Origin of the sequence: Arthrobacter alpinus (genome assembly GCF_900105965.1) — a bacterium.
Lineage (GTDB): Bacteria > Actinomycetota > Actinomycetes > Actinomycetales > Micrococcaceae > Specibacter > Specibacter alpinus.
Map to the genome: position 1 here is coordinate 4,012,676 of NZ_FNTV01000001.1, position 25,689 is coordinate 4,038,364.

Below are 25,689 nucleotides of genomic sequence, written 5' to 3' on the forward strand. Positions count from 1 at the left end.
CACCATGCCTACACCCGCCAAGGGTCCCCGCCTCGGAGGCGGAGCGGCTCACGAGCGTTTGATGCTCGCGAACCTTTCCGCTTCGCTCTTTGAGCACAAGCGGATCACCACCACTTTGACCAAGGCCAAGCGCCTGAGCCCCTACGCAGAGCGACTGGTAACTTTCGCAAAGCGTGGCGACTTGTCTTCACGCCGCCGCGTTCTCGGCCTGATCAGCGACAAGGGCATTGTCCACGAGCTGTTCACCGACATCGCCAAGGCTGTGGAGAACCGCGACGGTGGCTACACCCGCATCACCAAGATCGGCAACCGCAAGGGCGACAACGCTCCCATGGCTGTCATCGAGCTCGTTCTGGAGCCGGTCAGCGCTAAGCAGGCCGTTGTGAAGGAAGCTACCGTTGCTGCCGCCAAGGCTGCGCCGGTTGAAGAAGCACCGAGCGAAGAAGTTGTGGAAACCGAAGTTGTAGCTGACGAAGCTGCTGCTGAAGAGTCCAAGTAAGGCTTAAGCGAAAGCTTTAGTTCTGCTCAAAAGGACCCGTCTCCCCTGAGGGAGGCGGGTCCTTTTGCATGTCCGTGTTTCACCGTCCCGTAGAATTGACTCCATGCACAACCCGAAATTGACCCCCGAATATCAAGGCCTGATTCGGGCTCGCCTGGACGTAGCGTACGACGGCGGGCCCTATAGCGGGTGGGGAATCCAAACTGTTGAGCGCACCGTACAGGGCGTGATTGAAGAGGCGCTGGCCATGATTGTTCGCCGGCCCGTGCGGCTTACGGTCGCCGGACGCACCGATGCGGGTGTCCATGCACGCGGCCAGGTGGCACATTTTGATCTCACACCCCAAGAATGGGACGGCCTCCGGCGCGGACACGATGCCGTGCCGGAAGAATCTCTCAAGAGGCGCCTGAACGGTGCCCTGGGATGGGTTTTGGGGGAGTTGCGTGGCACCGTGCAGATCGTGGAAGCCTCACGGGCACCCGTCGGCTTCGATGCCAGGTTTTCGGCGCTGTGGCGCCGCTACAGCTACCGCATCGCGGACGGGTCCACCCACAAGGATCCGCTGCAGCGAGCACTGACCATGTGGCATGAGCGAGACCTGGATGTCGCGTTGATGAACCAAGCCGCCGAGCCACTGCTGGGGCTGCAGGATTTCCGGGCATTTGCAAAGCCGCGGGAAGGATCCACCACGGTGCGCACCCTGCAGCGATTCGATTTTATTGCCGATGACGAAGGTGTGATTAACGTCAATGTTCAGGCCGATGCCTTCTGCCACAACATGGTGCGGGCGCTCCTTGGTGCCTCCCTGCGCGTAGGGGAAGGCCTGGAAAGGCCGGAGTGGATGCGCGAGCGATTAACCGCAGGAATTCGCGACGCAAAGTCCGTTTTGGCCCCGCCGCACCCGCTCATTCTGGAGGAAGTTCACTATCCTCACGAGACGGCAATGCATGAACGGGCTGTCCTGACACGAACCCGGCGTGCGGTTCCCGAAGCTGTTAACGGATAAAAATGGCCGCATCGTGCACCCCCGCTTTGACCCGGTGGCAGTATTAAAGGTATCGTTGGTAGTCGTTGTGCGTGTCCTATCTCGATATCACGCGCCCGTTACAGGTCCGGTTGCAGGACTACCACTGAACGGGCGTCATCGGGAAGTGTAAGGATGACTGGTGTTAGAGCCCTCACCTCTGTTCCGGTAAACGCATAGATAGCAGGTGTCAACCATCTGTGACACCACCTAAGAACAAGAAACGAAGGCAAAAACCGTGCGTACGTATACCCCGAAGCCCGGCGATATCAACCGTCAGTGGCACATCATTGATGCCAACGACGTTGTCTTGGGCCGTCTTGCCAGCCAGACCGCAACACTGCTGCGTGGAAAGCACAAGCCGACCTTCGCTCCCCATATGGATATGGGCGATTTCGTCATCATCATCAACGCCGAGAAGGTTGCCCTCACCGGCGCCAAGCTCGAACAGAAGCGCGCTTACCGCCACTCGGGTTTCCCGGGCGGTCTGTCCAGCGTGAACTACGCAGAACTGTTGGAGAAGAACCCGGTTCGCGCAGTGGAGAAGGCCATCGCTGGCATGCTCCCGAAGACCAAGCTGGGCGCAGCCCAGATCGGCAAGCTGAAGGTTTACCGCGGTGCTGAGCACCCGCACGCCGCTCAGCAGCCTCAGACGTTTGAAATCACCCAGGTCGCCCAGTAGTCCTGGCCACCAACCCAATATTTATCAAGGAGAATCGTGGCTCAGAATACTGAAGAGCTGAACACCGAGGCCGTTGTGGCCGAGGAAGAAGTTTTGACTAGCTACACGAGCGAAAGCTCAGCTGCAGCAGATGCAGCACCCAAGAAGGAACGCCCGGCACTGACCGTTTCAGGCGCTGCTGTTGGCCGTCGCAAGCAGGCAATTGCCCGCGTTCGCGTCGTACCCGGCACCGGCAAGTGGATCGTCAACGGCCGCGAGCTGTCCAACTACTTCCCGAACAAGCTGCACCAGCAGGAAGTAAACGACCCGTTCCGCATCCTGGACCTGGATGGCGCTTACGACGTTTGGGCACGCATCCACGGTGGCGGCCCCTCCGGCCAGGCCGGTGCATTGCGTCTGGGTGTTGCTCGTTCCTTGAACGAGATCGACGCTGAGAACAACCGCGCCATCTTGAAGAAGGCAGGCTTCCTGACTCGTGACGCCCGCGTCATCGAGCGTAAGAAGGCTGGTCTCAAGAAGGCTCGTAAGGCTTCGCAGTACTCCAAGCGCTAATCCAAGCCTTCCCGGACCTCGTGCCTCGGCACGGGACCCTCGGCTTGACTTAGCCCTCGGCTCCACAAGCGCTAATCATATTGCGCTTCAAAAAATCCCCGGTCGCCATGCGGCCGGGGATTTTTTGCGTTCAACGATGAGACCCTCCTGCAGATCCGAGGGTATTTTTCGAGACCCTCCTGCTCCTGAGTGCAGGAGCGTTGCCGTGAAGAGCCCCAGATCTGCAGGAGCGTCTGGAGGCGTGTAGGGCTGGCCTGGGGAGCGGATGTCTTGCCGGGGAGGGTATTCCCAGTTCAATGATTTAGACTGATTCAGATGTCAAGATTATTTGGAACAGATGGTGTCCGCGGTTTGGCCAATGGCCTGCTGACGGCTGAATTGGCCTTGTCCCTCGCCCAGGCTGCCGCTGTGGTCCTCGGCCATGAGCAGATGAGCGCGGGAAAGCGGCCACGCGCCGTCCTTGCCCGCGACCCTCGCGCCAGCGGTGAGTTCATTTCCGCTGCCGTGGAAGCGGGACTGGCGAGCGCCGGCGTCGACGTCTTCAACGCCGGGGTGTTGCCCACCCCCGCCGCGGCTTTTCTCATCGCTGACCTTGGCGCTGACTTTGGTGTGATGATCTCCGCCTCCCACAACCCCGCGCCCGACAACGGCATCAAGTTCTTTGCCGGCGGCGGTACAAAGCTGCCTGATGAGGTCGAGGACGCGATCGAGGCGCAACTTCAACAGGATGCTTTCCGGCCCGTAGGCGTGGATGTGGGACGCATCCAGCGCTTCTCGGACGCCGAGGACCGCTACGTTGTTCACCTCCTAGGCACCCTGCCACACCGTCTCGACGGTTTGAAGATCGTCCTTGACTGCGCCCATGGTGCCGCCAGCGGATGTTCGCCTCAGGTATTCACAAATGCTGGTGCTCAGGTGACCGTCATTGGTGCAGACCCGGATGGGCTGAACATCAATGACGGCGTTGGCTCCACGCACCTCGAGTTGCTGCAGGAAACGGTGCTGGCCACAGGCGCCGATCTGGGCATTGCCCACGACGGTGACGCCGACCGCTGCCTTGCCGTGGATCACGAAGGCAATGTTGTTGACGGGGACCAGATCATGGCCGTCCTGGCCTTGGCCCAGAAAGCGGCCGGTGAACTCAAGGACAATGTTCTTGTCGCCACCGTCATGAGCAATCTTGGCTTGAAGATTGCCTTGCGCGATGCTGGGATCACTATCCGCGAAACCGGTGTGGGTGATCGTTATGTTCTCGAGGAAATGCGACGCGGAGATTACACACTGGGCGGCGAGCAGTCCGGCCACGTGATTTTCTCCAAGTACGCAACCACCGGTGACGGCGTTCTGACCGGCTTGCAGCTTGCTGCGCAGGTAGCCATGACGGGCAAGTCCCTGAAGGACTTGGCCAGTGTCATGACCAAGCTGCCCCAGGTGATGGTGAACGTCAAGAACGTAGATAAGAGCCGAGCGGCCATTGTTCCGGCCATCAACGCTGCGGTGGCCAAAGCCGAGGCGGAACTCGGTGACACCGGACGAGTCCTGTTGCGGCCCTCTGGAACCGAAGCTCTGGTGCGCGTCATGGTTGAGGCCGGCGATACCGAAACGGCAGAGCGTATTTGCAATGACCTTGTCAGTGTTGTGAAGGCCGAGCTTTCGCTCTAGGGCCCAGTAGCTGGCCATGAGCCAGCGCCAAACAGGAGGAGGCGGCAACCCCATCGGGGTTGCCGCCTCCTCCTGTTTGCAAGTCGTTAGTGTTGTCCGCCGGTTGGGCGGGCCTGAAGGGAATCGCGGATTTCGGTCAGCAGCTCAATCTGAGGATCAACTGCGGGCTCTTCTTCCTTGATACCAAGTTTGGCATTGCGACGGGCGATCATGTGGTTCATGGGTACAACGACCATGAAGTAGATGGCTCCAGCAACGATGAGGAAATTGACCAAGACGGTGAGGAAGACACCAAACTTGATGTCAACACCATTGATGGTCAGGAGAGCAAAGCTGTCAAAGTTGGCTGAACCAAACAAGGCAGCGATGAGCGGCATCAGAATATTCTCCACCAGGGAATTTACAACTGCCCCGAAGGCGGCACCGATGACGACGGCCACGGCAAGGTCAACGACATTGCCCTTCATTACGAAATCTCTGAATCCCTTTAACATGCCACCAAGGTACCGCACTAAACCGCCATGTGGGAGTATTACCAAAATCTTTTCTGTAGCCCTATTTGTAGCCGGGTGCGTCCGGAACACCCAAATATTTCTCGTAGCTGGAGATGCCCCGGGCCTTCATGTCCAGGGCAACCCCCGCGCCGACGTACCGCAAGTGCCATGGCTCGGCGAGATATCCGGTGATGGATTCATCCCCTGGCTGGTACCTCACGAGGAACCCAAATTCGCTGCCATGAGTAGCAACCCATTGGGCCGCGGGGGCATCCTCGAAGCAACTGTTGAAGTCACAGGCCGTGCCGGCATCCGCATCGCCAATGTCTAGGGCCAGCCCGCTTTGATGCTCGGAAAACCCGGGGCGTGCCGAGGTTGAATCGGCTGCGGCCTCGCCCTTGCCCGCGACATAGCCGTTGTAGACCGAAACCTGAGTCTCGTAGGAACGGTAGCTGCTTTTGACCGTGATGGTCAGGCCTTGGGCGGCGGCCGCGGCGAACATCCGTTCCGCTGCCGTCGCGGCCTCGGCCCGGAGCAAGACAGGTTCGCCGGATCCCGAGAGGATCTTCGGCGCCACAAGGTCACTCGGAGAATAGTTGGCAGGCACCAGAGGGCGTTGCTTGTTGACCAAGACCAGCGGGCTGTTGGGGTTGGTGATGTCACGCAGGGTCTTCTCCGTTGGTTCAACGGTGGCGGCTGCGAACAGTTTTTGAATGGGAGAGTCGGCGGTGGCGCCGGCAATGGCCGGTGCGGAGGCCGCCGTTGTCGGCGCCAGCGGCGAGGCGGTGAGGCCCGACGCCGAGAGAGTCGCCGGAGCGCTAGTGGGAACCTGAGTCACGCGCTCCGTTGGCGTTGCATTGCTGAGGGTGGGCGCCTGGGAGGCAGTCGGCCTCACACTTGGGGAAGGAGCAGGCGCGGAGGACACGGAAGTGCGACTATCCGCTGAGGGACTGATAGTTAGGGAGCCACCGAAGACCAGGGCGGCGCCGACCACCGAGACAATGATGCCGCCTGGACGTGGCCAGGACAGCTCTCGACGCATGCGGTCACCGGTAGTTTGCCGCGGCCGCCGTGCTTGGTGGAAACCAACAACAGGCACTAGACCTTCCTCAGCAGCATCCGCCTGATGGAATGATCGGCGTCCTTGGTCAGTACCAACTGTGCCCGGCCGCGGGTGGGCAGGACATTCTGGACCAGGTTGGGTTCGTTGATGCTTTTCCAGATCTTGTCGGCGGTGGCAGTGGCCTCTGCATCTGACAGGTCCGCGTAGCGGCGGAAGTAGGAATCGGGGTCGGCGAAGGAGCTGGTGCGCAAGGAACGGAAGCGTTCGATGTACCACTGCTGGATGTGGCTGGTTTTGGCATCGACGTAGATGGAGAAGTCGAAGAAGTCGCTGACTGCCAGACCCGAGCGGCCATCGCTTCGTGGCCGCGCGGCGGCCAGGACATTCAGACCCTCCACAATGAGGACGTCAGGACGGCGAACAACGACTTCCTTGTCCGGCAGGATGTCGTAGGTCAGGTGCGAGTACATGGGTGCGCGAACTTCCTCGGCGCCGCTTTTGATGGCGCTGACGAATCGTAAAAGGGCGCGGCGATCATAGGATTCCGGGAAGCCCTTGCGAGTCATCAGGCCACGGCGTTCTAGTTCTGCGTTCGGGTAGAGGAAGCCGTCCGTGGTGACAAGCTCCACATTGGGAGTGTCCGGCCACCGGCACAGCATCTCCTTGAGGACGCGAGCGGTTGTGGACTTGCCCACAGCGACAGAGCCAGCCACACCAATGACAAACGGGGTGCGAGTGCCACGCTCGCCCAGGAACGTGGTGGTGGCACTGTGCAGGTGCTCAGCGGCGCCAACGTAGAGATTCAGCAGGCGTGAAAGCGGCAGGTAGACATCATGAATCTCGCGCATGTTTAGTTGGTCACCCAGACCACGCAGGCGCGCAACATCTTCCTCGTTGAGCGGCTGCTCAATCTTGTTGGCAAGCCGAGACCATGTCTGGCGGTCCAGTTCCACGAAAGGGGAGGCGCTGACGCTGCTGCCGGACTCGGTTCTTTGAGCTGTCACACCTGCAATTCTGCCTTGTTTGAGGGGCGGTGGGAAACGGAGCCCGGCTGGCGCGGCAGAATTCTGACACTTTTTCACTGAAACTTCCCCCGAGGAGGTAGAACGTCCCCTGAACTCATCGGGGCATATGATGACTTTTATGTGTGGAATTGTGGGATACGCCGGTACCGCCCCGGCTCAGGGAACTAGTTCGTCGGCCAATCAGCGCGCCCTTGAGGTCCTGATCGAAGGCCTGCGCCGTTTGGAGTATCGCGGCTACGACTCCGCAGGTGTGGCTGTCGTGGGCGCCACAGGTGTCGCGATGCGCAAGAAAAGCGGCAAACTGGCCAGGCTCCTGGAGGAACTGGAAAGCAACCCGTTGCCGGACGCCGCCACTGGCATTGGCCACACTCGCTGGGCCACTCACGGTGGGCCCACCGACGCAAATGCGCACCCCCACCTTGTGGACAATGACTCGCTTGCGGTTATTCACAACGGCATCATTGAAAATTATGCGGTCCTGAGGTCTGAACTTCTGGCCCGCGGGTTCACATTCAAGTCAGAAACTGACACCGAGGTTGCTGCCACGCTGCTGGGCGATATTTACCGCGGCCTTGCCGACTCCGGATCGAAGGAAGGTCAGCTGTCACAGGCCATGCAGCTGGTAGCCCAACGTCTTGAAGGCGCTTTCACGTTGGTGGCTACACACGCCGACGAGCCTGGTGTTGTTGTTGCCGCCCGCCGTAACTCTCCTCTGGTCGTGGGTCTGGGCGAAGGCGAGAACTTCCTCGGCTCGGATGTCTCCGGATTCATCGATTACACCCGCCGGGCCGTCGAGCTTGGGCAGGACCAGGTTGTCACCATCACGGCTGACAACGTGGAGATCACAGACTTCTACGGCGTACCCGGCGTCGGCCGCGAATTCATCGTTGACTGGGATGCTGCCGCAGCCGAGAAGGGCGGCTACGCGTCCTTCATGGAAAAGGAAATCAACGACCAGCCTGACGCCGTGGCACAAACCCTGCTGGGCCGCAGCGATGAAAGTGGCAACCTGACGCTCGATGAGGTCCGTATTGACCCGAGCGTGCTAAAACACGTCGACCGTATTATTGTGCTGGCTTGTGGCACTTCGGCTTATGCCGGCCAGGTGGCTCGTTACGCGATTGAGCACTGGTGCAGGATTCCCACCGAGGTGGAACTGTCTCATGAATTCAGGTACCGGGATCCCATCGTTGATGAAAACACCTTGATTGTTTCCCTCTCCCAGTCCGGTGAAACCATGGACACCTTGATGGCCGTGCGCTATGCACGCGAGCAGGGTGCCAAGACGATTGCCATCTGCAATACCAATGGTTCAACCATCCCGCGTGAGTCGGATGCTGTGCTGTACACACACGCCGGACCTGAGATTGCCGTGGCCTCCACCAAGGCCTTCCTGGCACAGATCACCGCAGCCTACCTCTTGGGTCTTTATTTGGCGCAGCTGCGCGGAAACCTGTTCCAGGACCAGATCAAGGACATCATGGCCGAGTTGGCCAAGATGCCGGCAAAGATTGCCACAGTGCTTGAAAGTGCCGAACAGGTCAAGGAACTGGCTCACAGCATGGTCGATACCCGCAGCGTCCTGTTCCTGGGTCGCCATGTGGGCTACCCCGTGGCCATGGAAGGCGCCTTGAAGCTCAAGGAGCTGGCCTACATCCATGCCGAAGGATTCGCAGCTGGCGAGCTCAAGCACGGGCCGATCGCCCTGATTGAAGAAGGGCAGCCGGTTATTGTTGTGGTTCCCTCACCTCGCGGACGCCATTCACTGCACTCCAAGGTTGTCTCAAACATCCAGGAGGTTCGGGCTCGCGGTGCCAAGACCATAGTTATTGCCGAAGAAGGGGACGAATCGGTGCAGGCCTATGCCGAGCACGTGTTCTACGTTCCTCAGACGAGCACGTTGTTGGCGCCACTGCTTACAACTGTTCCCCTGCAGATCTTTGCCCTCGGATTGGCCTCGGCCAAGGGCTTTGATGTTGACCAGCCGCGCAACCTGGCGAAGTCGGTCACAGTCGAGTAGGTAGGGTTGGGTCATGATTATTGGCATTGGCGTGGACGTTGTAGACATTGAGCGGTTTGGCCGCCAGCTTCAGAGAACTCCGGGGCTGCTAGACCGGCTCTTTGTTCCGGCCGAACGTGGGCTTAACACGCAGTCGCTGGCTGCGCGTTTTGCCGCGAAGGAGTCCGTGGCGAAGGCTTTGGGCGCCCCGGCCGGAATGAACTGGCAGGACTGTTGGATTGGCTTGGACGAAAACGGGCCCACCATCAACGTCAAGGGCACCGTTGCCGCCGTGGCCAAATCCAAGGGGATCAAGCACTGGCATGTGTCCATGACACACGACGGCGGGATCTCCACGGCCATGGTGATCGCAGAAAGCTGACGTGATCAGCGCCCATTCCACCGAGGCCGTCCGTGCCGCCGAGCAACCGTTACTGGCTGCTGGGAAGGGGCCCGCGCTCATGCGCGCGGCGGCACACGGGCTGGCAATGGGTGTGGTGTCGCTCTTGCGCTCACACGGGCACCGTATCTACGGAGCGCGAGTGACTCTCTTGGTGGGCTCTGGCAACAACGGCGGCGACGCCTTGTATGCCGGTGCTTGGCTGGCCTCGCACGGTGCACGTGCGACGGCGTTGCTCGCCGACACCCGCACCCACCCTGCCGCACTGGCTGCTTTTGAGCAGGCAGGAGGCCGGTGCCTTGCCCTGGCCGATGACTCGGCGGCGTCGATCTTCATCACCGAAGCCATGGTGTCCCACGTGGTCATTGACGGGTTGCTGGGGACGGGAAGCCGCGGCGGGCTCCGAGGAGCCGCGGCTGCCGTTGTGGCAGAGCTGGACGGGATGTCCGGGGCGCAGCGGCCCTTGGTGGTTGCCTGTGATCTGCCCAGTGGCGTTGAGGCGACCACGGGGGAGGTGCATGGGCCCGTGCTGCGTGCCGACCTCACGGTGACCTTTGGGGCGTACAAGTCCGGGCTGTTGAGTGCGCCGGCGGAGCAGCTGTGCGGCAAACTAAAACTCATCGACTTGGGAATCAGCGGTTTTCTGGGCGCGGCCCCTGTACGCCGACTGGAGCCCGGCGATTGTGCAGCACTCTTGCCCAACCCCTTGGCGGCCGATCACAAATACACTCGCGGGGTGGCCGGAATCATCGCCGGGTCCGCGCAGTACCCTGGTGCCGGACTGCTGGCGGTGGCCGCGGCCTCCGCGTGCGGCCCGGGAATGGTCCGCTATCTAGGGCCGGCCGAAGTTGCCGCCGCGTTGCATCTTCGCAATCCAGAAGTGGTGTGTTCCGAAGACTCTCCCACCAATGTGCGGGTGCAGGCGTGGCTGATTGGCCCCGGCATAGATGGCGACGAAGCTCAGCTTCAACGTGCCCGTGAAGCTCTCGCCTCAGCCCGTGCGGCAGGAATTCCCGTAGTGGTTGACGCGGCCGGCCTGGCACTCATCAATCCTTCCGAGGGCGGCGAAAATTCGCGACTAGTCCTGACCCCGCACGCCGGTGAACTGGCGGCTCTGCTAACGCGCTGCGGACGGCCGATGAGCCGCAGTGAGATCGAGGCGTCGCCCCTGGCGGCGGCCAGGGCTGCCGCAGCGTTCTTGGGTGCTGTGGTGCTGCTGAAGGGGCCAACCACCGTGGTGGCGAATCCGCAAGGCTCCGTCCTGACCCAGGCAAACGGAAACGCACGGCTGGCAACGGCAGGAAGCGGTGACACCCTGGCCGGAATCCTTGTTGCGCTGCTGGCGATGGATGCGGCACGCGGCAGCACCGACGAGCTGATAGTCACGGATGCCCTCGCCGCAGCCGTCCATGGGGAATTGTCCAGCCAGGGTAGCGAACTGGTCGGCGAATCCCCGCGAGCACCTTTGAATGCGGGGATGCTGGCAGCAAGGATTCCGGCGGTGTGGGCGAAACTTTCCACGCCACTTCCTACGAGCGCATCATAAAGGAACCATGGAGATCTGGCCGGGACGAGCCCACCCCTTGGGGGCCCAAGCGGATGGCGGCGGCACCAATTTTGCCCTGTTCAGCGATGGTGCCGAATCGGTGACGTTGTGCCTCTTTGACCAACAGGGGCAAGAAACCAGGCTGCCGCTGACCGAGGTGGACGGCTACGTGTGGCACGGTTACGTGCCGGGCGTGATGCCGGGCCAGCGGTACGGCTTCCGCGTTGGCGGCCCGTGGGAACCAGCCAACGGGCTCCGTTTCAACGCCGCCAAGCTTCTCCTCGATCCTTATGCCAAGGCCATTGACGGTACCGTCACGTGGGGACAACCAGTCTTTGGCTACCAGCTCGGGGAGCCCCTTGTCCGCAATGACGATGATTCAGCGGACAGCACGTACCGCAGCGTAGTGGTCGATGACAGCTTTGACTGGAATCATGCCGACGGAGTCCCGGATGCGCGCCTTGATATTCCGTATCACCGGAGCATCATCTATGAGGCACATGTCAAGGGCATGACGGCGCTGCACCGAGACGTTCCCGAGGACCAGCGCGGCAGTTACACAGCCATGGCGCACCCGGCCGTCGTCGAGCATTTGAAGGACCTTGGCGTCACTGCCGTGGAGCTCATGCCGGTGCACCAATTTGTGCAGGATGAACGGCTTCAAGAACACGGCCTACGGAACTATTGGGGCTACAACACCATTGGATTTTTTGCTCCGCACAACGAATATGCGGCCAGCAGCGATCCGTGTGATCATGTCCGTGAGTTCAAGTCCATGGTCAAGGAACTGCATCGCAACGGTCTGGAAGTCATCTTGGACGTGGTCTACAACCACACGGCCGAAGGCAACCATTTGGGCCCCACGCTCGCCTTCCGTGGCATCGACAACGACGCTTACTACCGTCTGCAGGAGGACAACAAGGAACGGTACATCGACTACACAGGCACCGGAAATTCATTCAATGTCCGCCAGCCACACGCGCTACAGCTGATCATGGACTCGTTGCGGTACTGGGTGACTGAAATGCACGTTGACGGCTTTCGCTTCGATCTGGCGGCCACCCTGGCCCGCGAGTTTTTCGACGTGGACAAGCTCTCCACCTTTTTTGAAATGGTGCAGCAAGACCCCGTTGTCTCACAAGTCAAGCTCATCGCCGAGCCCTGGGATCTGGGCCCCGGCGGCTACCAAGTGGGCAACTTTCCGCCGCAGTGGACCGAATGGAACGGGAAATTTCGAGATACGGTCCGCGATTTTTGGCGTGGTGAGCCGTCCACCCTGGGCGAATTTGCGTCCCGTCTGACCGGTTCCTCGGACCTGTATGGGCATTCCGGCCGGCGCCCTGTGGCATCGATCAATTTCGTGACTGCCCACGACGGGTTCACGCTAGCGGACCTGGTGAGCTTCAACGGCAAACACAACGAGGCCAACGGTGAGGACAACCGGGACGGAGAATCCCACAACCGTTCCTGGAATCACGGTGTGGAAGGGCCAACAGCCGATCCTGCCGTGCTGGAGCTCCGGGCTCGCGCCCAACGGAACTTCCTTACAACGCTCCTGCTCTCCCAAGGCGTGCCCATGATCCTGCACGGTGACGAAGTGGGGCGAACCCAAAACGGCAACAACAATGCTTACGCGCAAGATTCGCCGCTCACCTGGATCAATTGGGAGAGCGCCGATTCTTCACTCATCGACTTTGTCTCCCGGCTGGGTCGGTTGCGGGAAGCTCACCCCGTGTTCCGGCGTCGTAGGTTTTTCGATGGACGCCCTGTGGAACGCGGGGACGACGGAGCCCTGCCGGACATTGTGTGGCTGCGTCCCGATGCGCTCACGATGACGGCAGGCGATTGGGACAGCGGCTTGGGGCGCTGCATCGGGGTGTTCCTCAACGGCGGCGGCATTCCCGACTGTGATGAGAAGGGCCGGCAAGTGGAGGACGATTGCTTCCTGATGCTCTTCAACAGCAGCGACGCTCCCGAGAAATTCACGCTGCCGGATGAGGACTACGCTGCGCGGTGGGTGGTGGAAATAGACACCGGGGAAAAGGTGACCCAGGACCTCGTCGCGGGCACCATTGTGACGCTGGAATCAGGCTCCGTACTCGTGTTACGCGCCCCAGAGCGGAAGTAGAGAAATCTCACACCGAATGCTGGCAAGATGGTTGGTATGACTTTTCATGCTGCGGAAAACCGCTACGAAACCATGCCCTACCGCCGAGTCGGCCGCAGTGGATTGAAGCTGCCCGCCATCTCGCTGGGATTGTGGCACAACTTCGGGGACGACAAGGGCTTCGAAGTGCAGCGAGGCATCCTGCGACGCGCCTTTGATCTGGGTGTCACACACTTCGATCTGGCCAACAACTACGGCCCGCCAGCCGGAAGTGCCGAGACGAACTTCGGACGCCACTTCAAGGACGATTTCACCTCCCACCGCAACGAACTGGTGATCTCCACCAAGGCTGGCTACGACATGTGGCCGGGCCCGTACGGTGAGTGGGGATCACGCAAGAGCCTGCTCAACAGCCTGGACAACTCGCTGACCCGCATGGGCTTGGACTACGTTGACATCTTCTACAGCCACCGCCCGGACCCGGAGACTCCCATGGAGGAAACCATGGGCGCGCTGGATTACGCCGTGCGCTCCGGCAAGGCCTTGTACGCCGGTATCTCCTCGTACACCCCGGCCCAAACCCTTGAAGCCGCGCGGATTCTGAAGGAGATGGGCACGCCGCTGCTCATCCACCAGCCCTCCTACTCCATCCTGAACCGTTGGACAGAAGACGGAGAGCCGAACCTTTACGAAACGCTCGACGCCGTCGGGGCAGGTTCCATTGCCTTCTCGCCGCTGGCCCAGGGTGTGCTCACCGACCGCTACCTCAAGGGTGTCCCGGCGGATTCCCGAGCCGCCAAGGAACACTTCCTCCACGGCAGCGATCTGACCGAGGAAAAGATGGGCCGCGTTCGGGCCCTGAATGACCTGGCCGCCGAGCGCGGACAGTCACTGGCACAGATGGCCATTGCCTGGATCCTGCGCGAGCGGGCCGAGAGCAGCCCCGTCACCTCCGCACTGATCGGCGCCTCAAGCGTCAGCCAGCTGGAGAACAACGTGGCCGCCATCAACAACCTCGTGTTCAGCGAAACCGAGCTGCGCGCCATCGACGAGTACGCCGTCGAACCTGCCCTCCAAAGCTAGGCTCCCAAGCCTCGTTTGATCCAGTGAAGCCACCCGTTGTGCTCGCATAGCGCACAACGGGTGGCTTCACAAGGACAGTCATTCTCTCCCCAATGGAACAAAACCGGGCTCCCGGGTGTTGACTATTATGGTTAGGGCGCCGTAGGGGCGTCAGATCCGGCCAAGCAGCCGTCGTGTCTTTATGTCAACCGTGAAGTAGTGCGTCGACCCGTCACCGTAGCGTGAGCGCCGGATCCGTGTGAGTTTTATGAAGGAGTTCCGTGTCCAATCATCCTATTCGGGTTGCCATTGTCGGTGTAGGCAACTGTGCCTCATCACTGGTCCAAGGCGTCCAGTACTACCATGATGCAGACCCGACCGCGAAGGTTCCGGGCCTGATGCATGTTGAGTTCGGCAAGTACCACGTGAATGACGTGCAGTTTGTTGCTGCGTTCGACGTTGACAGCAAAAAGGTGGGCCTTGACCTCTCCGACGCCATCGGCGCCAGCGAGAACAACACCATCAAGCTGGCCGACGTGCCGAACCTCAACGTTCCTGTCCTGCGCGGGCACACGCTTGATGGCTTGGGTAAGTACTACCGCGAGACCATCGTCGAAGACGACAGCGAGCCCGTAGACATCGTTGCGACGCTGAAGGCCGCCAAAGTAGACGTTCTGGTTTGCTACCTGCCCGTGGGCTCGGATGCTGCCGCAAAGTTCTACGCCCAGTGCGCCATCGACGCCGGTGTCGCGTTCGTCAACGCCCTGCCCGTCTTCATTGCCGGCACCAAGGAGTGGGCTGACAAGTTCACCGCCGCCGGTGTGCCGATCGTAGGCGATGACATCAAGAGCCAGATCGGTGCAACCATCACGCACCGCGTCATGGCGAAGTTGTTCGAAGACCGCGGCGTTGTTTTGGACCGCACCTACCAGCTCAACGTTGGTGGCAACATGGACTTCAAGAACATGCTTGAGCGCGATCGTCTGGAATCCAAGAAGATCTCCAAGACCCAGGCCGTCACCTCCAACACCTCAGCTGTGCTGGCCGCGGATGATGTCCACATCGGCCCGTCCGACTACGTGGCCTGGCTCGATGACCGCAAGTGGGCCTTCGTCCGCCTCGAAGGCCGTAACTTCGGTGACGCCCCCGTGTCCCTGGAATACAAGCTCGAAGTATGGGATTCACCCAACTCGGCCGGTGTCATCATTGACGCCATCCGTGCCGCCAAGATCGCTCTTGACCGCGGCATCGGTGGACCCATCCTGTCGGCTTCCAGCTACTTCATGAAGTCGCCGCCGGAGCAGTACGCCGACGACATCGCCCACGAAAAGGTCGAAGCCTTCATCCGCGGCGACATCTAACACTGCTTTTCACCCAACGCTCGCTCACATACGGGCCGGTTTCCACCGACCCTCGCTCTCTTGTGGGTGAGAAATGCCGAACGCTCCTTCACATCATCATGTGAAGGAGCGTTCGGCATTTGGGACTGATCAGCACCGGATGCGTTAGCAGCTCGAGGCAAAGCCGGAAGCGATCGCCGGATCCACCCAGGAAGTCCGCAACGCCTTCTTGATGAGCAGGACTGCGTCTTGAAATTCATTGGCCAAGTCCTTGTCCGTGAACACCAATACGGTCCAGCGGGCAGCCCTGAACGCCTTGTCGCGCCGCTTGTCGCTGTGGCGCTGGGCCGCATCCAAATGATGGGCGCCGTCGTACTGCAAGGCGATGCGCCGTGCACGGTACCCGGCGTCCGCCGACGGTGCATTTGGCCCGTCCCACAGTTTCAGCTGCAGCTCGGGCTCCGGCAGGCCGGCGTTGAGCATTGCAAGGCGCATGAGCGTTTCCGGGCCGGAATCGGCACCCACCCTCATGATTTCGAGGGCTTCGCGTGCACGGACGATCCCTTGCAGGTTCTTGTGCCGATCCACCATGGCCCGGAGCTGCTCGAGCGTGGCAAACGGGTTGCTGCGGCCCTCAAATTCCGGCCGCGGGATGCGAATCAGCTGATCACCCATGCACACGAGCTCGTCTAGGCGAAGCGTGCGCGCCAGATCGAGCCAGGTGCGCGGCCGGGTACTAATCCGCAGCTCGTCGATGTATTCAACTTCATCAGACAGGGCGACCACCGTGTGCCCAACGATGCCGCGCCTGCGCGTTCCAGGCAGCTTCCTGGGTTTGCTCAAATGCAGTTCATTGGATTCCGACATCCACGGCGGCAAGATCAACCTATGCAGTCTTGCGGCAGTGGTGTGAGAGATCCAGGCCCCGGGCGTAGCGGCACACAATGCGCGCCCAGCGTCCCGCAGTTCGAAATCCCACGACGCCGGGCGGTACAAGTTGCGGCTGACGCCAGAGAATTCGCGGCTCCGGAGTTTGTCCCGTGATAAACCCAGCGCTTGCGCCTCAACCAGTGTGAATGGCCCGCCAGGAAGTCTCGGTGTCGGTGGAATGTCCATAGGGATATTTTGGTCTCAATTCGCAGACCCTGCAGAAGTTATCCACAGACACTGGGAACGTGGCCGGCCACCGTCAAATCGACGGCGGCCGGTCGTGAGCGAGCGTTGTCTTCAAGCGCCCCGTATGTGAGCGAGCGTTGGGGTTAGGGGGCGATCCAAAGGGTTGTTTCGGCCGGGATCGTCGCACTCCCCGCACCGCTCACCCTGCCCGCACCAATCCCGGCCGTTGCGTTCCCGCCCGAGCTGAGGACCACCTTGGAAAGGTCGACGTCGTGCGGCAGCTGTGTGGGCGTGGCACCAAAGTTGGTGATCACTTCCCACCCGTTGGGGCGCCGGTACCGCACCATCTCGGGCGACAGGGATGCGAGCCACTCCAGGGTCTCCTCGGCCTGCAGCTTGCTGCGCCATGACAGCGCGGAGCGGTACATTTCCAGGGTCGAGCCGGCCACACCGTCCTGCGCCGTCGCCGCCAAAGAACCGAACCATACAGGTTGCGGCAGCCACGGTGTGCCGCCAAAGCCAAAGTTGGGCTCAACGGCGGACCACGGCAGTGGCACTCGGCAGCCATCACGGCCCTTAACCGTATTTAGCGTGCGGAACCATGTGGGGTCTTGCAGGGCAGAAGCCGGCAGATCGGCCGCCTCAAAAAGGCCCAGCTCCTCGCCCTGGTAGAGATACGCCGAACCCGGCAGCCCCAGCATGAACAGCGTCGCCGCCCGGGCTCGGCGCAAACCGCGCGCCAAGTCCACGGCGGGGGTGGCGCCGTCGGCCAGCAGCCAGGCTTCTAGATCGTCACGAGTGCTGCCGTCCGGCAGGGCATACCGCGAGGGATGGCGGACCACATCGTGGTTGGAGAAAACCCACGTCGAGGATGCGCCGGATGCGGTAGCTTCGAATAGGCATTTTTCGGCGATGGAACGGAACTCCACGGCAGAAAATGGCGCCTGCAGCAGGTCAAAGTTGAACGCCTGACCAAGCTCGGTGGGGCGCGCATACTTCAAACGGCGGTCGGTGAACGGAACCCAGGCCTCGGCCACGGCAGCCTTGGGCGGGTTGTATTCATTCAGTACCGAACGCCAGCCCTCGAAGATCTCGTGCACAGCGTCACGGTCAAAGAGTGGATCGGTGCCGTCGTCAACAAGGATTTCCAGAACCGGTTTGGACCGCAGAGGCAGCGACATATCCTTGACCAGGGCGTGCGCCACATCGATGCGGAAACCGTCCACGCCGCGATCGGACCAGAAACGCAAGGTGGTGTGGAAGTCCTCGCGAACCTCGGGGTGGTCCCAGTTGAAATCAGGCTGTTCCGTGGCGAAAAGGTGCAGGTACCACTGCCCCAAGGAACCAGCCCGAGGCCCGGCCTGCTCAACCACCCGGGTCCAAGCACCTCCGCCAAAGTGGGAAGGCCAATCCGACGGCGGCAGCTCGCCGTCGTCCCCCAGCCCATCAAGGAAGTGGTACCTGGCACGCTCGGGAGATCCGGGAGCCGCGGCCAACGCTGCCTTGAACCACTCGTGCTGGTTCGAGCTGTGGTTCGGCACCACATCCACGATCACGCGAGTATCCGCGGCGTGGGCGGCGGCCACCATGGCATCGAAATCATCCAAGGATCCGAGCCGGGGATCAACGTTGCGGTAATCGTCAACGTCGTAACCGCCGTCGGCCAGTGCCGAAGGGTAGAACGGGCTGAGCCAGATCGCGTCGATCCCGAGAGCTGAAAGGTAGGCCATGCGGGAGGTGATACCGGGCAGATCGCCCATGCCATCGCCGTTGGAATCGGCGAAACTGCGCGGGTAGATCTGGTACACGGCGGCTTGGCGCCACCAGAGAGAATCGGAAGGGGACACAGGCATTATTTGATGGATCCTCTCATGACGCCGGAGATAACCCAGCGCTGGGCGAATAGGTAAACCAAGAGTAGCGGTGCCATGGCCATCAAGTACGAGGCAAAGGCAGTTGTGTAATCGGTATTGAACTGGCCCTGGAAAACGTACTGGACCAGGGGCAGGGTGCGCGTGTTGGGATCGGAGAGGATCACCAGTGGCAGCAGGAAGTCGTTCCAGGCCCACAAGCAGGTCAGGATGCCCACAGTGGCGTTGATGGGTGTCAGGATCGGGAAGATGACCTTGCGGAACGTGGTCCACACGCTGGCGCCGTCCATGATGGCGGCCTCCTCCAGCTCGGCCGGGATGGACTTGATGAATGCCGTGTAAACAAAAACGTTGAAGCTCAGCCCGTAGACCGTGTACAGCAGGAACAGGCCCACGGGATTGTCCAGGCCCAGCACAGCCATTTCCTTGGTCACCGGCAGCATGATGATGGGGAAGGGCACAAACAAGGCAGCAATGAAGAAGTAGTACAGCGCCTTGAAGAACGGGCGGTGCATGTTCCGGGCAATGGCGTAGGCCACCAGGGAGTTGGTCAGGATGGTCAGGATGACCGCCACCACAGTGACAATGCCGGAGATCAGCAGGGCATTGGGGAAGTTGGTCAGCTTCCATGCGTTGGAGAAATTCTCCAGGTGGACGCTGGTGGGCAGGGCCAGGCCGTTGCCGCCGAGCTGATCGGAAGATTTCAACGCCGTGACAATAGTGAAGTACAGCGGAATCAACACGGTCAGGGACAGCACGGCCACGAGCAGCGTTACCGGAATGTTGACGGAGGAACGACGCCGGGGCTTGGCAGGGACGCCCGCGCCCAGTCCTGTGGGGCTTGAGTTGAGAGTGCTCATGAGAAGTCAGCCTCCTTGCGCGAGAGAACGCGCAGCTGCAGTAGTGACAGGACCACGATGACGACCAGATACACCACGGAGTTGGCCATTTGATAGCCGTATTCCCCGCCTTGGAAGCCGCCGCGGTAGATGACCATGGACACTGATTCGGTGGATGTGCCGGGACCGCCGTTGGTCAGGGCCACGATCTGGTCGAAGGCCTGCAACAGGCCCTTCAAGGCAAGCACCATGTTGATGGTGAAGAAGCCGGAGATGAGCGGGAAGGTGATGGACCAGAACTGGCGCCAGGGTGAGGCGCCGTCAAGACTGGCGGCCTCGTAGAGCTCGCCAGGGACGGTCTGCAGCCCGGCCAGGTAGATGATGACGCTGAACGCGATGGACTGCCAAGCCGTCACGCCCACAATGCCCAGCCACGCCAGATCGGGGTTGGCCAGAATGGAGGTCGAGAGCCATTCGATGCCCAGAGCCTGGCCAATCAACGGCAGGTTGTTTGAGAGCAGGTAGTTGAAAACGTAACCAACAATCAAGACCGAGAGGATGTTGGGGATGAAGAAGATCCCGCGGAACGCCGTCTGGTACTTAATCTTGGAATTGAGCAGAATGGCAATGAACAATGCGCCAACGTTGACCACAATGGTGGTGGTGACGGCAAAGAGGAATGTGAAGCCATAAGAGGCAAGGATCCGGTCATCCTTGAACAGGTTCACGTAGTTGGAGATTCCAACGAAGTCCCATTCGCCGTAGCCGGCGTAGTTGGTGAAACTATAGAACATGCCGGTCAGGGTGGGGACAGTGTGCAAAATGACGAACAGCACGAGTGCCGGAATGACCATCCAGTAAAACGTCTTGCTGATGCGTGATGGCCGACGGCGTTGGAGGCCGGCGGTGGTGCGGGGCTTCAATGCCTTGGCCGCAGTGGTGGTCATGATCTAGTCCCCTTTCTTGGTAATGGTGCGGGCTGCAACCTTTTCAAATTCATGATCCATGCGGCTCAGGAATTCGGGTTGCTTGCGGTCAAGGATGTACTGCTGCAATAGCGGTGCTAGCGGAATGCTTGGCGGGACGTGGTGATCGAAGTAGCCAATGACCTTGCCCTCCGCGAAGAGTCCCTGCATGCCGGCCAGCGCCGGATCCGTGCTTGGGGCGGCGTCGGTGACGGGCGTCAGTGAGGACTGGGCTGCCGAGTAGTAATCCAGGACCTTCGGGGTCATGAGGTATTCAACAAACTTTTTGGCTTCGACGGGGTGTTTGGTGTCCTTGCCGATGGCCAGGGTTACGTCCACGCCGGAGACCAGGGTGTTCTTGGCCGGATCATTGGTGGTGGGGTACGGGAAGGAGGCGATCTTCGCGTCGGGGTTCGATGCGCGGATGGCCGGGATGGCGAAGCTGCCCTGCAGGTACATGGCAGATTTTCCGGCACCGAATGCAGCGTTGCCGTCGTTGTAACCAGCGGCCTCAGCGCCCGGTTGGGCGTAACTGAAGAGTTTAGCCAATTTGGTGGCGGCCTCGGTGCCGTCCTTTTCAAAACTGTACTTGCCGCTCTCCGGCGTCCATCCTGGCGAGCGAATGTCGTCGAAGAGATCGGCGGGCATCAAGTTTCCTGACAAATTCACATAGGAGGGCAGCGCCGTCCAAGCGTCTTTCAGGGTGATGAAGAATGGGTTGACGCCGTTGGCCTTAAACGTGTCGGCCGCGGCGATGAATTCATCCCATGTGGTGGGAACAGCCACGCCGTATTTGGCGAAGATCTCCGGGTTGTACAGGACACCGCTGGCGTTGTTGGCGAAAGGCAGGCCGTTCGTCTCGTTGCCATGGCAGGTCCCTAGTCCGTTCAGGATGTCTTGAACGGGAGAGTTGACGCGTGCCGCGGCGGGTAGTTCCGAGAGATCCGCGAAGACACACGCCTTGGCGAGGTCCCCAAAGTTGCCGTTGCCGTTCAGGGTCAACACATCTGGCGTTTTGTCCTTGACAAGCAGCGTGCGGATGGCCGTATCCGGATCGGGAACGTTGTTGACGACGACGTCGATGTTGGGGTTTGCCGCCTCAAAATCGTCCACGATCTTGGTGAACTGGGCTACGGCTTCGGGTTTGAACTGGAAGAAATCCAGTTTGACTCGGCCGTCGCCGGCGCCGGAGCAACCGGTCAGTCCTAGGGCCAAGGCAAGAACGACGGCGGCACTTGCCACCGCTGTGACAGGCGTTTTTGGGCGCGCTGCAGCTAAGCGTTGTATTGCTTTCATGCGAACTCCTTAGATGGCCCGGGCAGAGTCAGCATCGACCCTGGTGAGCATGATGAGCACGGATTGCTCTGGGAAGAGTACGGGGGATTGGATGCCTGCGGAGCCCAAGACTGCGCCCGGAAGAACTGTCTCGTGCAGGGGCCAAGCGAGAGGGGACTGCCCATTTCCCACCTGCTCATCGAGCGGCTGGGACAGGGAGACGCGGTAGCGGGCCTCGGCGGCAAGCCCGGGCAGAGTGACCCTGCCCGAGGGGTACGTAGTGGAGACGCTGCGCTGGGTCAGCGCATAGACGGCGCGCCCGCCGTCGCCGGCGACAACACCACGCAAATCCATGGCAGGGTCCGGCAGGTCTGCGTGAACGCTGGTTCCTGTGTGGAACAGCTCACGGTTGTCCTTGTGGAACTGCACCCAGCTGGCAAGTTCAGTGCTTTGTCCGTCGCTGATATTGGCGATGTTCCACTCAATGCCGAAGTGGCCAAAGATGGCGGTGCGGGCCATGAAGCCCAGGCTGTGCTGGCGGCCGGTTGAGTGCGACTTTGGTCCGCCAATGTGGGCTCCCATGAGTTCATAGGGCACCAGCAATGAGGTGTTGGCCTGGTTGTCCAGACGTTCAAGGGGATCGATGCAATCGCTGGTCCAGATCCGGTCCGTGTAGTCCAGAATACTCAGATCCACGCGGGCGCCGCCGGAAGCGCAGCTTTCAATTTCCAGCTCAGGGTGGCGGGTCTTCAGCTCGGCCAGGAGTTTATAGAGGGCCAGCGTTGACTCGCGCACGCCGGCGTTGCCGCTGCGGGGATCTGAGGCGTCGAGTAGATCGCGGTTATGGTCCCACTTGATGTAGCTGATGGGGTACTCGGTGAGGAGCGTGTCAATACGGGTCAACAGGTATGCGAAGCAGTCCGGGTGGGCCAGATTCAGAACTTGTTGTTGGCGTGCGGAGACAGGCCAGCGACCGGGGGTGTGCAAGATCCAATCAGGGTGGTTGCGGGCCAGCTCGCTGTCTGGGTTGACCATCTCGGGTTCAAACCAGAGCCCAAATTCCATCCCCAGCCCGTTGACGTGATCAATAATGGGACTCAGGCCATCGGCCCACACGGCGGCGTCAACAAACCAGTCGCCCAGGCCTGCGGTGTCGTCGCGGCGGCCCAGGAACCAGCCGTCGTCGAGCACAAAGCGTTCCACACCAACAGCTGCTGCCTTGTCGGCGAGATTCTTCAGCGTGGTGAGGTCATGGTCGAAGTACACGGCCTCCCACGTGTTGAGTGTGACCGGACGGGGGCGGCTGGGGTGCGCCGGGCGCGCTCGCAAGTCCTGATGGAATCGTGCCGAAAGCTGGTCAAGCCCGTGGCCCCATGATCCCAGAGACCATGGTGTGGTGTGGGATTCCCCGGGCTCGAGCACCACTTCACCGGGCAGCAACAGTTCGCCTGCGGTGAGGAAGCTGTCGCTGGTAATGGTTCGTTCGGCGGTGAGCCGGTGGTTGCCGCTCCACGCCGTGTGGACGCCATGGACCAACCCTGTGCGGTAACCAAAGCTGTCCGATCCGGCCAGCATCAGAAGCGAGGCATCCGCGCCGGGCCGTCCGCGGCGACTTTCGCGCACGTGGGCCCCAACGGTCAAGGGCCTGCGCTGCGCCGTACGTTCCTTCAAATGACGTCCGGTTGAATCCTGGACTGTTGTAGCCGTGGTGGGCAGCGGGAAAACAGTGGTGAGGTGGTGGATCTGGTAAGCAGTGGTGGCCGTATTGGTCAGGGTGTGGCGCTGCTTCAGGACACCGGCACCGGTAAGCAACAATTCCGTGATGAGCCGAAGCCCGCCCTCAGCGTCTTCAGAGACGATTGTGGCCGATTCGGTATCGGAGAGTGCCGAGGTCGTGCACAGTGCGCTGGACCAGGCTCCAACTGCTCTCTGCCCGCTGAGTGCGGGGGATCCCTGCCAGCCGAAGGTCTCTTGCGGCAGGAGACTTAGACGCGCCGGAAAGTCAATGCCGCCGGATACGCGTTGCGGCCGGGCTGCCAGGGCCAAGGATTCCAGCTCTGCATCTGAAAGAACGCCGGTGGGGGTGCCCCAATGAACGATGGTGGGGGTGCCAGCGGTAGTCAGGTCCACAATGACCGAGGTGCCGCCACGATGCAATTGCAACTGTGCGGGAAGTAAAGGGAGTGTTGTGCTCATGTAATAGTTTTACAGCAACATTAATTCACGTGTCAAGGGTCACGCAAAGTCCCAAATTCGAATTATTTTCTCTCAAATTGACTGGGATTATGTTCAAACTGCAATAAACTAGGAGCATGAAATCTATCTCTTCCCCGCCAGCCGTCTCCCCGCGGCCGGCACTCCATGCCGAGAAGCACCGAGGTCCTGCGGCGCTCGCAGATTCGGCACTGGAGTTGGCACGGCTGGTGCTGGTGCACGGCCCGGTCTCCCGAGGGGAACTGGCCAAGGAACTCAAGCTGAGCGTGGCGAGCCTGACCAGGCTAAGTAAACCGTTGCTCGATGCCGGTCTCTTGGTTGAAGGGGAGCTCGTTGCCGATGGCACAGTTGGCCGACCCGTGCGGTTGCTCGACGTCCGCAGCGATAGTGCGTGGTTTGTGGGAGTAAAGGTTGGAGGTGACCTGCTGACAGCAGTATTGACGGACCTGAGAGCGACCATACTGGCCCAGGCAACCCTGCCCCTCGCGGACACGTCAACCCACACCGTCGTGGAAGGTATTGCGCAGCTAACCGAACAGCTTGGTGCTCACAACGATGTGGTGGTGACAGGCGTTGGTGTCTCCTTGGGTGGACAAGTGCGTCCCAACGGAGTTGTCCATAGGGCGCCTTTCCTCGACTGGAACGACGTCCCGTTGGGCGCGTTGCTGGCAACGCGCCTTGAGCTTCCGGTTGTAGTGGATAACGATGTCACTGCACTCGTTGCGGCCGAGCAATGGTTCGGGGCAGGGCGCGAGGTGGCCGATTTTGCCGTCATCACAGTAGGTGCGGGAGTCGGCTACGGACTAGCCATTCGCAACCACGTCATCCGCACGGCAGATACCGGGTTGGGGCTGGGTGGACACTTTCCGCTGGACCCCACTGGACCCATGTGCATGGACGGGCACCGGGGCTGTTCCACTGCCATGTTGTCCATTCCCAGCATCTGCCTGCAGATATCCGTGGCACTGGGACGGCAGGTTAATTACGAGCAGGCGCTGGAACTTGCCGAGGAAGGCAATCGTGTTGCCGTCGCTGTCCTCGAGGCGGCAGCGAAAGCGCTTGGGGTGCTGATTGCCGCAGCAGCAAACCTGGCCATGGTTAACACGATTGTGCTAGGTGGCGAGGGCCTGGCTTTGTTTACCTCCAGGAAAGCCACTGTTGTGGCCGCGTTGGCGGCAGGGCGCGATCCTGAAGCGGAAGCTGTCACCCTGCGCGTTGCCTCGGACGATTTCACCGAGTGGGCGCGTGGCGCAGCTGCCGTAGCCATCCAAGCGCAGGCATTTATCCTTTAGCCCGCGGGTTCGGTACGGAATCTCTTCGAGCGAACGGACGCGCCATGGGTTAGCATGGCAGAAACGCGAGGAGGCGGCCACGATGCCAAGGATTTCCAGCCTGAGAAGGTCGGCGCAAGCAGTGAGCTCCCGGCTTGCCGCCACGGTGCTTTTACTTTCAGTTGTGGCGGTGGTTGCCGGGTGCGCGCAGCAGCAGCCCGGTGGCGATGCCACCGGCACGCCGCCCGTGACTGCAACACCGCCTACGAGCATCCCGTCCAAAACCACAAGTCCGCCATCCAGCACGCCGTCTGCCACAGGCATCGACCTGACCATCACGTTGACGGAATCGCCAGAGGCTGCCCCCCGGACGTTCCGGCTAGTTGCTGACGGTTCGACTCCGGCGCCGGAGTCAACGTTGCCGGATTCCGCGGCCGCCCTGGATGCTGTGGAGCAGCACGGTGAGAAAATCTTCTTCGCGTTGCCCGATCCCAATCGCATCTGCACCCAGCAATACGGTGGGCCGCAGATCGCTGTGGTCACCGGTTCGTTCCATGGCCGCGAAGTGGAGGCCACCTTCAGCCGGACCGACGGCTGTGAAATTTCACGCTGGCAGGCGCTGGCACCCTTGTTCGGCGCTTTGTCAGGCGGAAGCGGGGCGGTCTAGCCTGCGAGAACCTCCC

At 60.9% G+C, this 25,689-nt stretch carries 22 protein-coding genes; 13 read left to right on the top strand and 9 right to left on the bottom strand.

Features of this window, described 5'->3' with window-relative positions; genetic code table 11:
• The first annotated feature begins 4 nt into the window (after nt 1-4).
• The 5 genes from rplQ to glmM all read left to right on the top strand — a co-directional run bounded on the left by rplQ (nt 5) and on the right by glmM (nt 4,419).
• Entirely contained in the window at nt 5-499 is a 495-nt protein-coding gene (gene rplQ / locus BLV41_RS18400) for a 50S ribosomal protein L17 (RefSeq protein ID WP_074712860.1), read from the top strand.
• 103 nt (nt 500-602) lie between these two features.
• Entirely contained in the window at nt 603-1,505 is a 903-nt protein-coding gene (locus BLV41_RS18405; RefSeq protein ID WP_074712861.1) for a tRNA pseudouridine synthase A, read from the top strand.
• 256 nt (nt 1,506-1,761) lie between these two features.
• Complete coding sequence (gene rplM / locus BLV41_RS18410) at nt 1,762-2,205, top strand: 50S ribosomal protein L13 (protein ID WP_044576496.1); 444 nt, start codon at nt 1,762-1,764, stop codon at nt 2,203-2,205.
• 36 nt (nt 2,206-2,241) lie between these two features.
• Nucleotides 2,242-2,757, top strand: coding sequence for a 30S ribosomal protein S9 (rpsI, locus tag BLV41_RS18415; RefSeq protein WP_050070312.1), 516 nt, complete (start codon nt 2,242-2,244; stop codon nt 2,755-2,757).
• Between the two features lie 315 nt (nt 2,758-3,072).
• Nucleotides 3,073-4,419: a phosphoglucosamine mutase gene (gene glmM / locus BLV41_RS18420; RefSeq protein ID WP_074712862.1), complete on the top strand. Its 1,347-nt coding sequence runs from the start codon at nt 3,073-3,075 to the stop codon at nt 4,417-4,419.
• 86 nt (nt 4,420-4,505) lie between these two features.
• Here the strand turns inward: glmM and mscL are convergent, their stop codons facing one another.
• The 3 genes from mscL to coaA form a co-directional block, all read right to left on the bottom strand.
• Nucleotides 4,506-4,913 carry a large conductance mechanosensitive channel protein MscL gene (mscL, locus tag BLV41_RS18425; RefSeq protein ID WP_044576725.1) on the bottom strand — a complete coding sequence of 136 codons (408 nt, stop codon included), beginning with the start codon at nt 4,911-4,913 and terminating at the stop codon, nt 4,506-4,508.
• 61 nt (nt 4,914-4,974) lie between these two features.
• Complete coding sequence (locus BLV41_RS18430; RefSeq protein ID WP_244516965.1) at nt 4,975-5,751, bottom strand: M15 family metallopeptidase; 777 nt, start codon at nt 5,749-5,751, stop codon at nt 4,975-4,977.
• A 260-nt stretch (nt 5,752-6,011) separates the two neighbouring features.
• On the bottom strand, nt 6,012-6,980 hold the full coding sequence (coaA, locus tag BLV41_RS18435; protein WP_044576499.1) for a type I pantothenate kinase: 969 nt from the start codon (nt 6,978-6,980) through the stop codon (nt 6,012-6,014).
• A 139-nt stretch (nt 6,981-7,119) separates the two neighbouring features.
• Here coaA and glmS point away from each other — a divergent pair, with 139 nt between their 5' ends.
• The 6 genes from glmS (at nt 7,120) to BLV41_RS18465 (ending at nt 15,476) form a co-directional block, all read left to right on the top strand.
• The gene (gene glmS, locus BLV41_RS18440) at nt 7,120-9,021 is read left to right on the top strand and encodes a glutamine--fructose-6-phosphate transaminase (isomerizing) (protein ID WP_044576502.1); all 1,902 of its coding nucleotides are present in this window, start codon (nt 7,120-7,122) and stop codon (nt 9,019-9,021) included.
• Between the two features lie 13 nt (nt 9,022-9,034).
• Nucleotides 9,035-9,382 (top strand): holo-ACP synthase, encoded by a 348-nt coding sequence (locus BLV41_RS18445; protein WP_044576504.1) that lies wholly within the window; start codon nt 9,035-9,037, stop codon nt 9,380-9,382.
• Nucleotide 9,383: 1 nt separating this feature from the next.
• Nucleotides 9,384-10,946, top strand: coding sequence for a bifunctional ADP-dependent NAD(P)H-hydrate dehydratase/NAD(P)H-hydrate epimerase (locus BLV41_RS18450; RefSeq protein ID WP_074712863.1), 1,563 nt, complete (start codon nt 9,384-9,386; stop codon nt 10,944-10,946).
• Nucleotides 10,947-10,953: 7 nt separating this feature from the next.
• Nucleotides 10,954-13,074, top strand: coding sequence for a glycogen debranching protein GlgX (gene glgX, locus BLV41_RS18455; RefSeq protein WP_074712864.1), 2,121 nt, complete (start codon nt 10,954-10,956; stop codon nt 13,072-13,074).
• Between the two features lie 36 nt (nt 13,075-13,110).
• Nucleotides 13,111-14,136 carry an L-glyceraldehyde 3-phosphate reductase gene (gene mgrA, locus BLV41_RS18460; RefSeq protein WP_074713431.1) on the top strand — a complete coding sequence of 342 codons (1,026 nt, stop codon included), beginning with the start codon at nt 13,111-13,113 and terminating at the stop codon, nt 14,134-14,136.
• A 260-nt stretch (nt 14,137-14,396) separates the two neighbouring features.
• Nucleotides 14,397-15,476 carry an inositol-3-phosphate synthase gene (locus BLV41_RS18465; protein ID WP_074712865.1) on the top strand — a complete coding sequence of 360 codons (1,080 nt, stop codon included), beginning with the start codon at nt 14,397-14,399 and terminating at the stop codon, nt 15,474-15,476.
• Between the two features lie 144 nt (nt 15,477-15,620).
• On the opposite strand, the gene BLV41_RS18470 is transcribed toward BLV41_RS18465, so the two are convergent.
• The 6 genes from BLV41_RS18470 to BLV41_RS18495 form a co-directional block, all read right to left on the bottom strand.
• The gene (locus BLV41_RS18470; RefSeq protein ID WP_342028209.1) at nt 15,621-16,298 is read right to left on the bottom strand and encodes a hypothetical protein; all 678 of its coding nucleotides are present in this window, start codon (nt 16,296-16,298) and stop codon (nt 15,621-15,623) included.
• A gap of 416 nt (nt 16,299-16,714) precedes the next feature.
• Nucleotides 16,715-18,424: a glycoside hydrolase family 13 protein gene (locus BLV41_RS18475; protein WP_074712867.1), complete on the bottom strand. Its 1,710-nt coding sequence runs from the start codon at nt 18,422-18,424 to the stop codon at nt 16,715-16,717.
• Nucleotides 18,424-19,302, bottom strand: a complete 879-nt coding sequence (locus tag BLV41_RS18480) for a carbohydrate ABC transporter permease (RefSeq protein ID WP_074712868.1) — start codon at nt 19,300-19,302, stop codon at nt 18,424-18,426. The genes BLV41_RS18475 and BLV41_RS18480 overlap by 1 nt, the downstream gene beginning before the upstream one ends.
• Complete coding sequence (locus tag BLV41_RS18485; protein WP_074712869.1) at nt 19,299-20,228, bottom strand: carbohydrate ABC transporter permease; 930 nt, start codon at nt 20,226-20,228, stop codon at nt 19,299-19,301. Before BLV41_RS18485 ends, BLV41_RS18480 begins: the two co-directional genes overlap by 4 nt.
• Before the next feature lie 3 nt (nt 20,229-20,231).
• Nucleotides 20,232-21,542 carry an ABC transporter substrate-binding protein gene (locus BLV41_RS18490; protein ID WP_074712870.1) on the bottom strand — a complete coding sequence of 437 codons (1,311 nt, stop codon included), beginning with the start codon at nt 21,540-21,542 and terminating at the stop codon, nt 20,232-20,234.
• Between the two features lie 9 nt (nt 21,543-21,551).
• Entirely contained in the window at nt 21,552-23,717 is a 2,166-nt protein-coding gene (locus BLV41_RS18495) for an alpha-galactosidase (RefSeq protein ID WP_074712871.1), read from the bottom strand.
• A 116-nt stretch (nt 23,718-23,833) separates the two neighbouring features.
• On the opposite strand from BLV41_RS18495, the gene BLV41_RS18500 reads away from it, so the two are divergent.
• The gene (locus tag BLV41_RS18500; RefSeq protein ID WP_083360864.1) at nt 23,834-25,027 is read left to right on the top strand and encodes an ROK family transcriptional regulator; all 1,194 of its coding nucleotides are present in this window, start codon (nt 23,834-23,836) and stop codon (nt 25,025-25,027) included.
• 121 nt (nt 25,028-25,148) lie between these two features.
• Nucleotides 25,149-25,673, top strand: coding sequence for a serine protease inhibitor (locus BLV41_RS18505; protein ID WP_342028210.1), 525 nt, complete (start codon nt 25,149-25,151; stop codon nt 25,671-25,673).
• Nucleotides 25,674-25,689: the final 16 nt, after the last annotated feature.

Bases quoted from the DNA above. Each gene is read 5' to 3' on its own strand.
- BLV41_RS18490 (WP_074712870.1), bottom strand. From the start codon at position 21,542: ATGAAAGCAATACAACGCTTAGCTGCAGCGCGCCCAAAAACGCCTGTC.
- glmS (WP_044576502.1), top strand. From the start codon at position 7,120: ATGTGTGGAATTGTGGGATACGCCGGTACCGCCCCGGCTCAGGGAACT.
- BLV41_RS18495 (WP_074712871.1), bottom strand. From the start codon at position 23,717: ATGAGCACAACACTCCCTTTACTTCCCGCACAGTTGCAATTGCATCGT.
- glmM (WP_074712862.1), top strand. From the start codon at position 3,073: ATGTCAAGATTATTTGGAACAGATGGTGTCCGCGGTTTGGCCAATGGC.
- BLV41_RS18445 (WP_044576504.1), top strand. From the start codon at position 9,035: ATGATTATTGGCATTGGCGTGGACGTTGTAGACATTGAGCGGTTTGGC.
- BLV41_RS18405 (WP_074712861.1), top strand. From the start codon at position 603: ATGCACAACCCGAAATTGACCCCCGAATATCAAGGCCTGATTCGGGCT.
- BLV41_RS18500 (WP_083360864.1), top strand. From the start codon at position 23,834: ATGAAATCTATCTCTTCCCCGCCAGCCGTCTCCCCGCGGCCGGCACTC.
- glgX (WP_074712864.1), top strand. From the start codon at position 10,954: ATGGAGATCTGGCCGGGACGAGCCCACCCCTTGGGGGCCCAAGCGGAT.
- BLV41_RS18485 (WP_074712869.1), bottom strand. From the start codon at position 20,228: ATGACCACCACTGCGGCCAAGGCATTGAAGCCCCGCACCACCGCCGGC.
- mscL (WP_044576725.1), bottom strand. From the start codon at position 4,913: ATGTTAAAGGGATTCAGAGATTTCGTAATGAAGGGCAATGTCGTTGAC.
- rplQ (WP_074712860.1), top strand. From the start codon at position 5: ATGCCTACACCCGCCAAGGGTCCCCGCCTCGGAGGCGGAGCGGCTCAC.
- BLV41_RS18475 (WP_074712867.1), bottom strand. From the start codon at position 18,424: ATGCCTGTGTCCCCTTCCGATTCTCTCTGGTGGCGCCAAGCCGCCGTG.
- mgrA (WP_074713431.1), top strand. From the start codon at position 13,111: ATGACTTTTCATGCTGCGGAAAACCGCTACGAAACCATGCCCTACCGC.
- BLV41_RS18480 (WP_074712868.1), bottom strand. From the start codon at position 19,302: ATGAGCACTCTCAACTCAAGCCCCACAGGACTGGGCGCGGGCGTCCCT.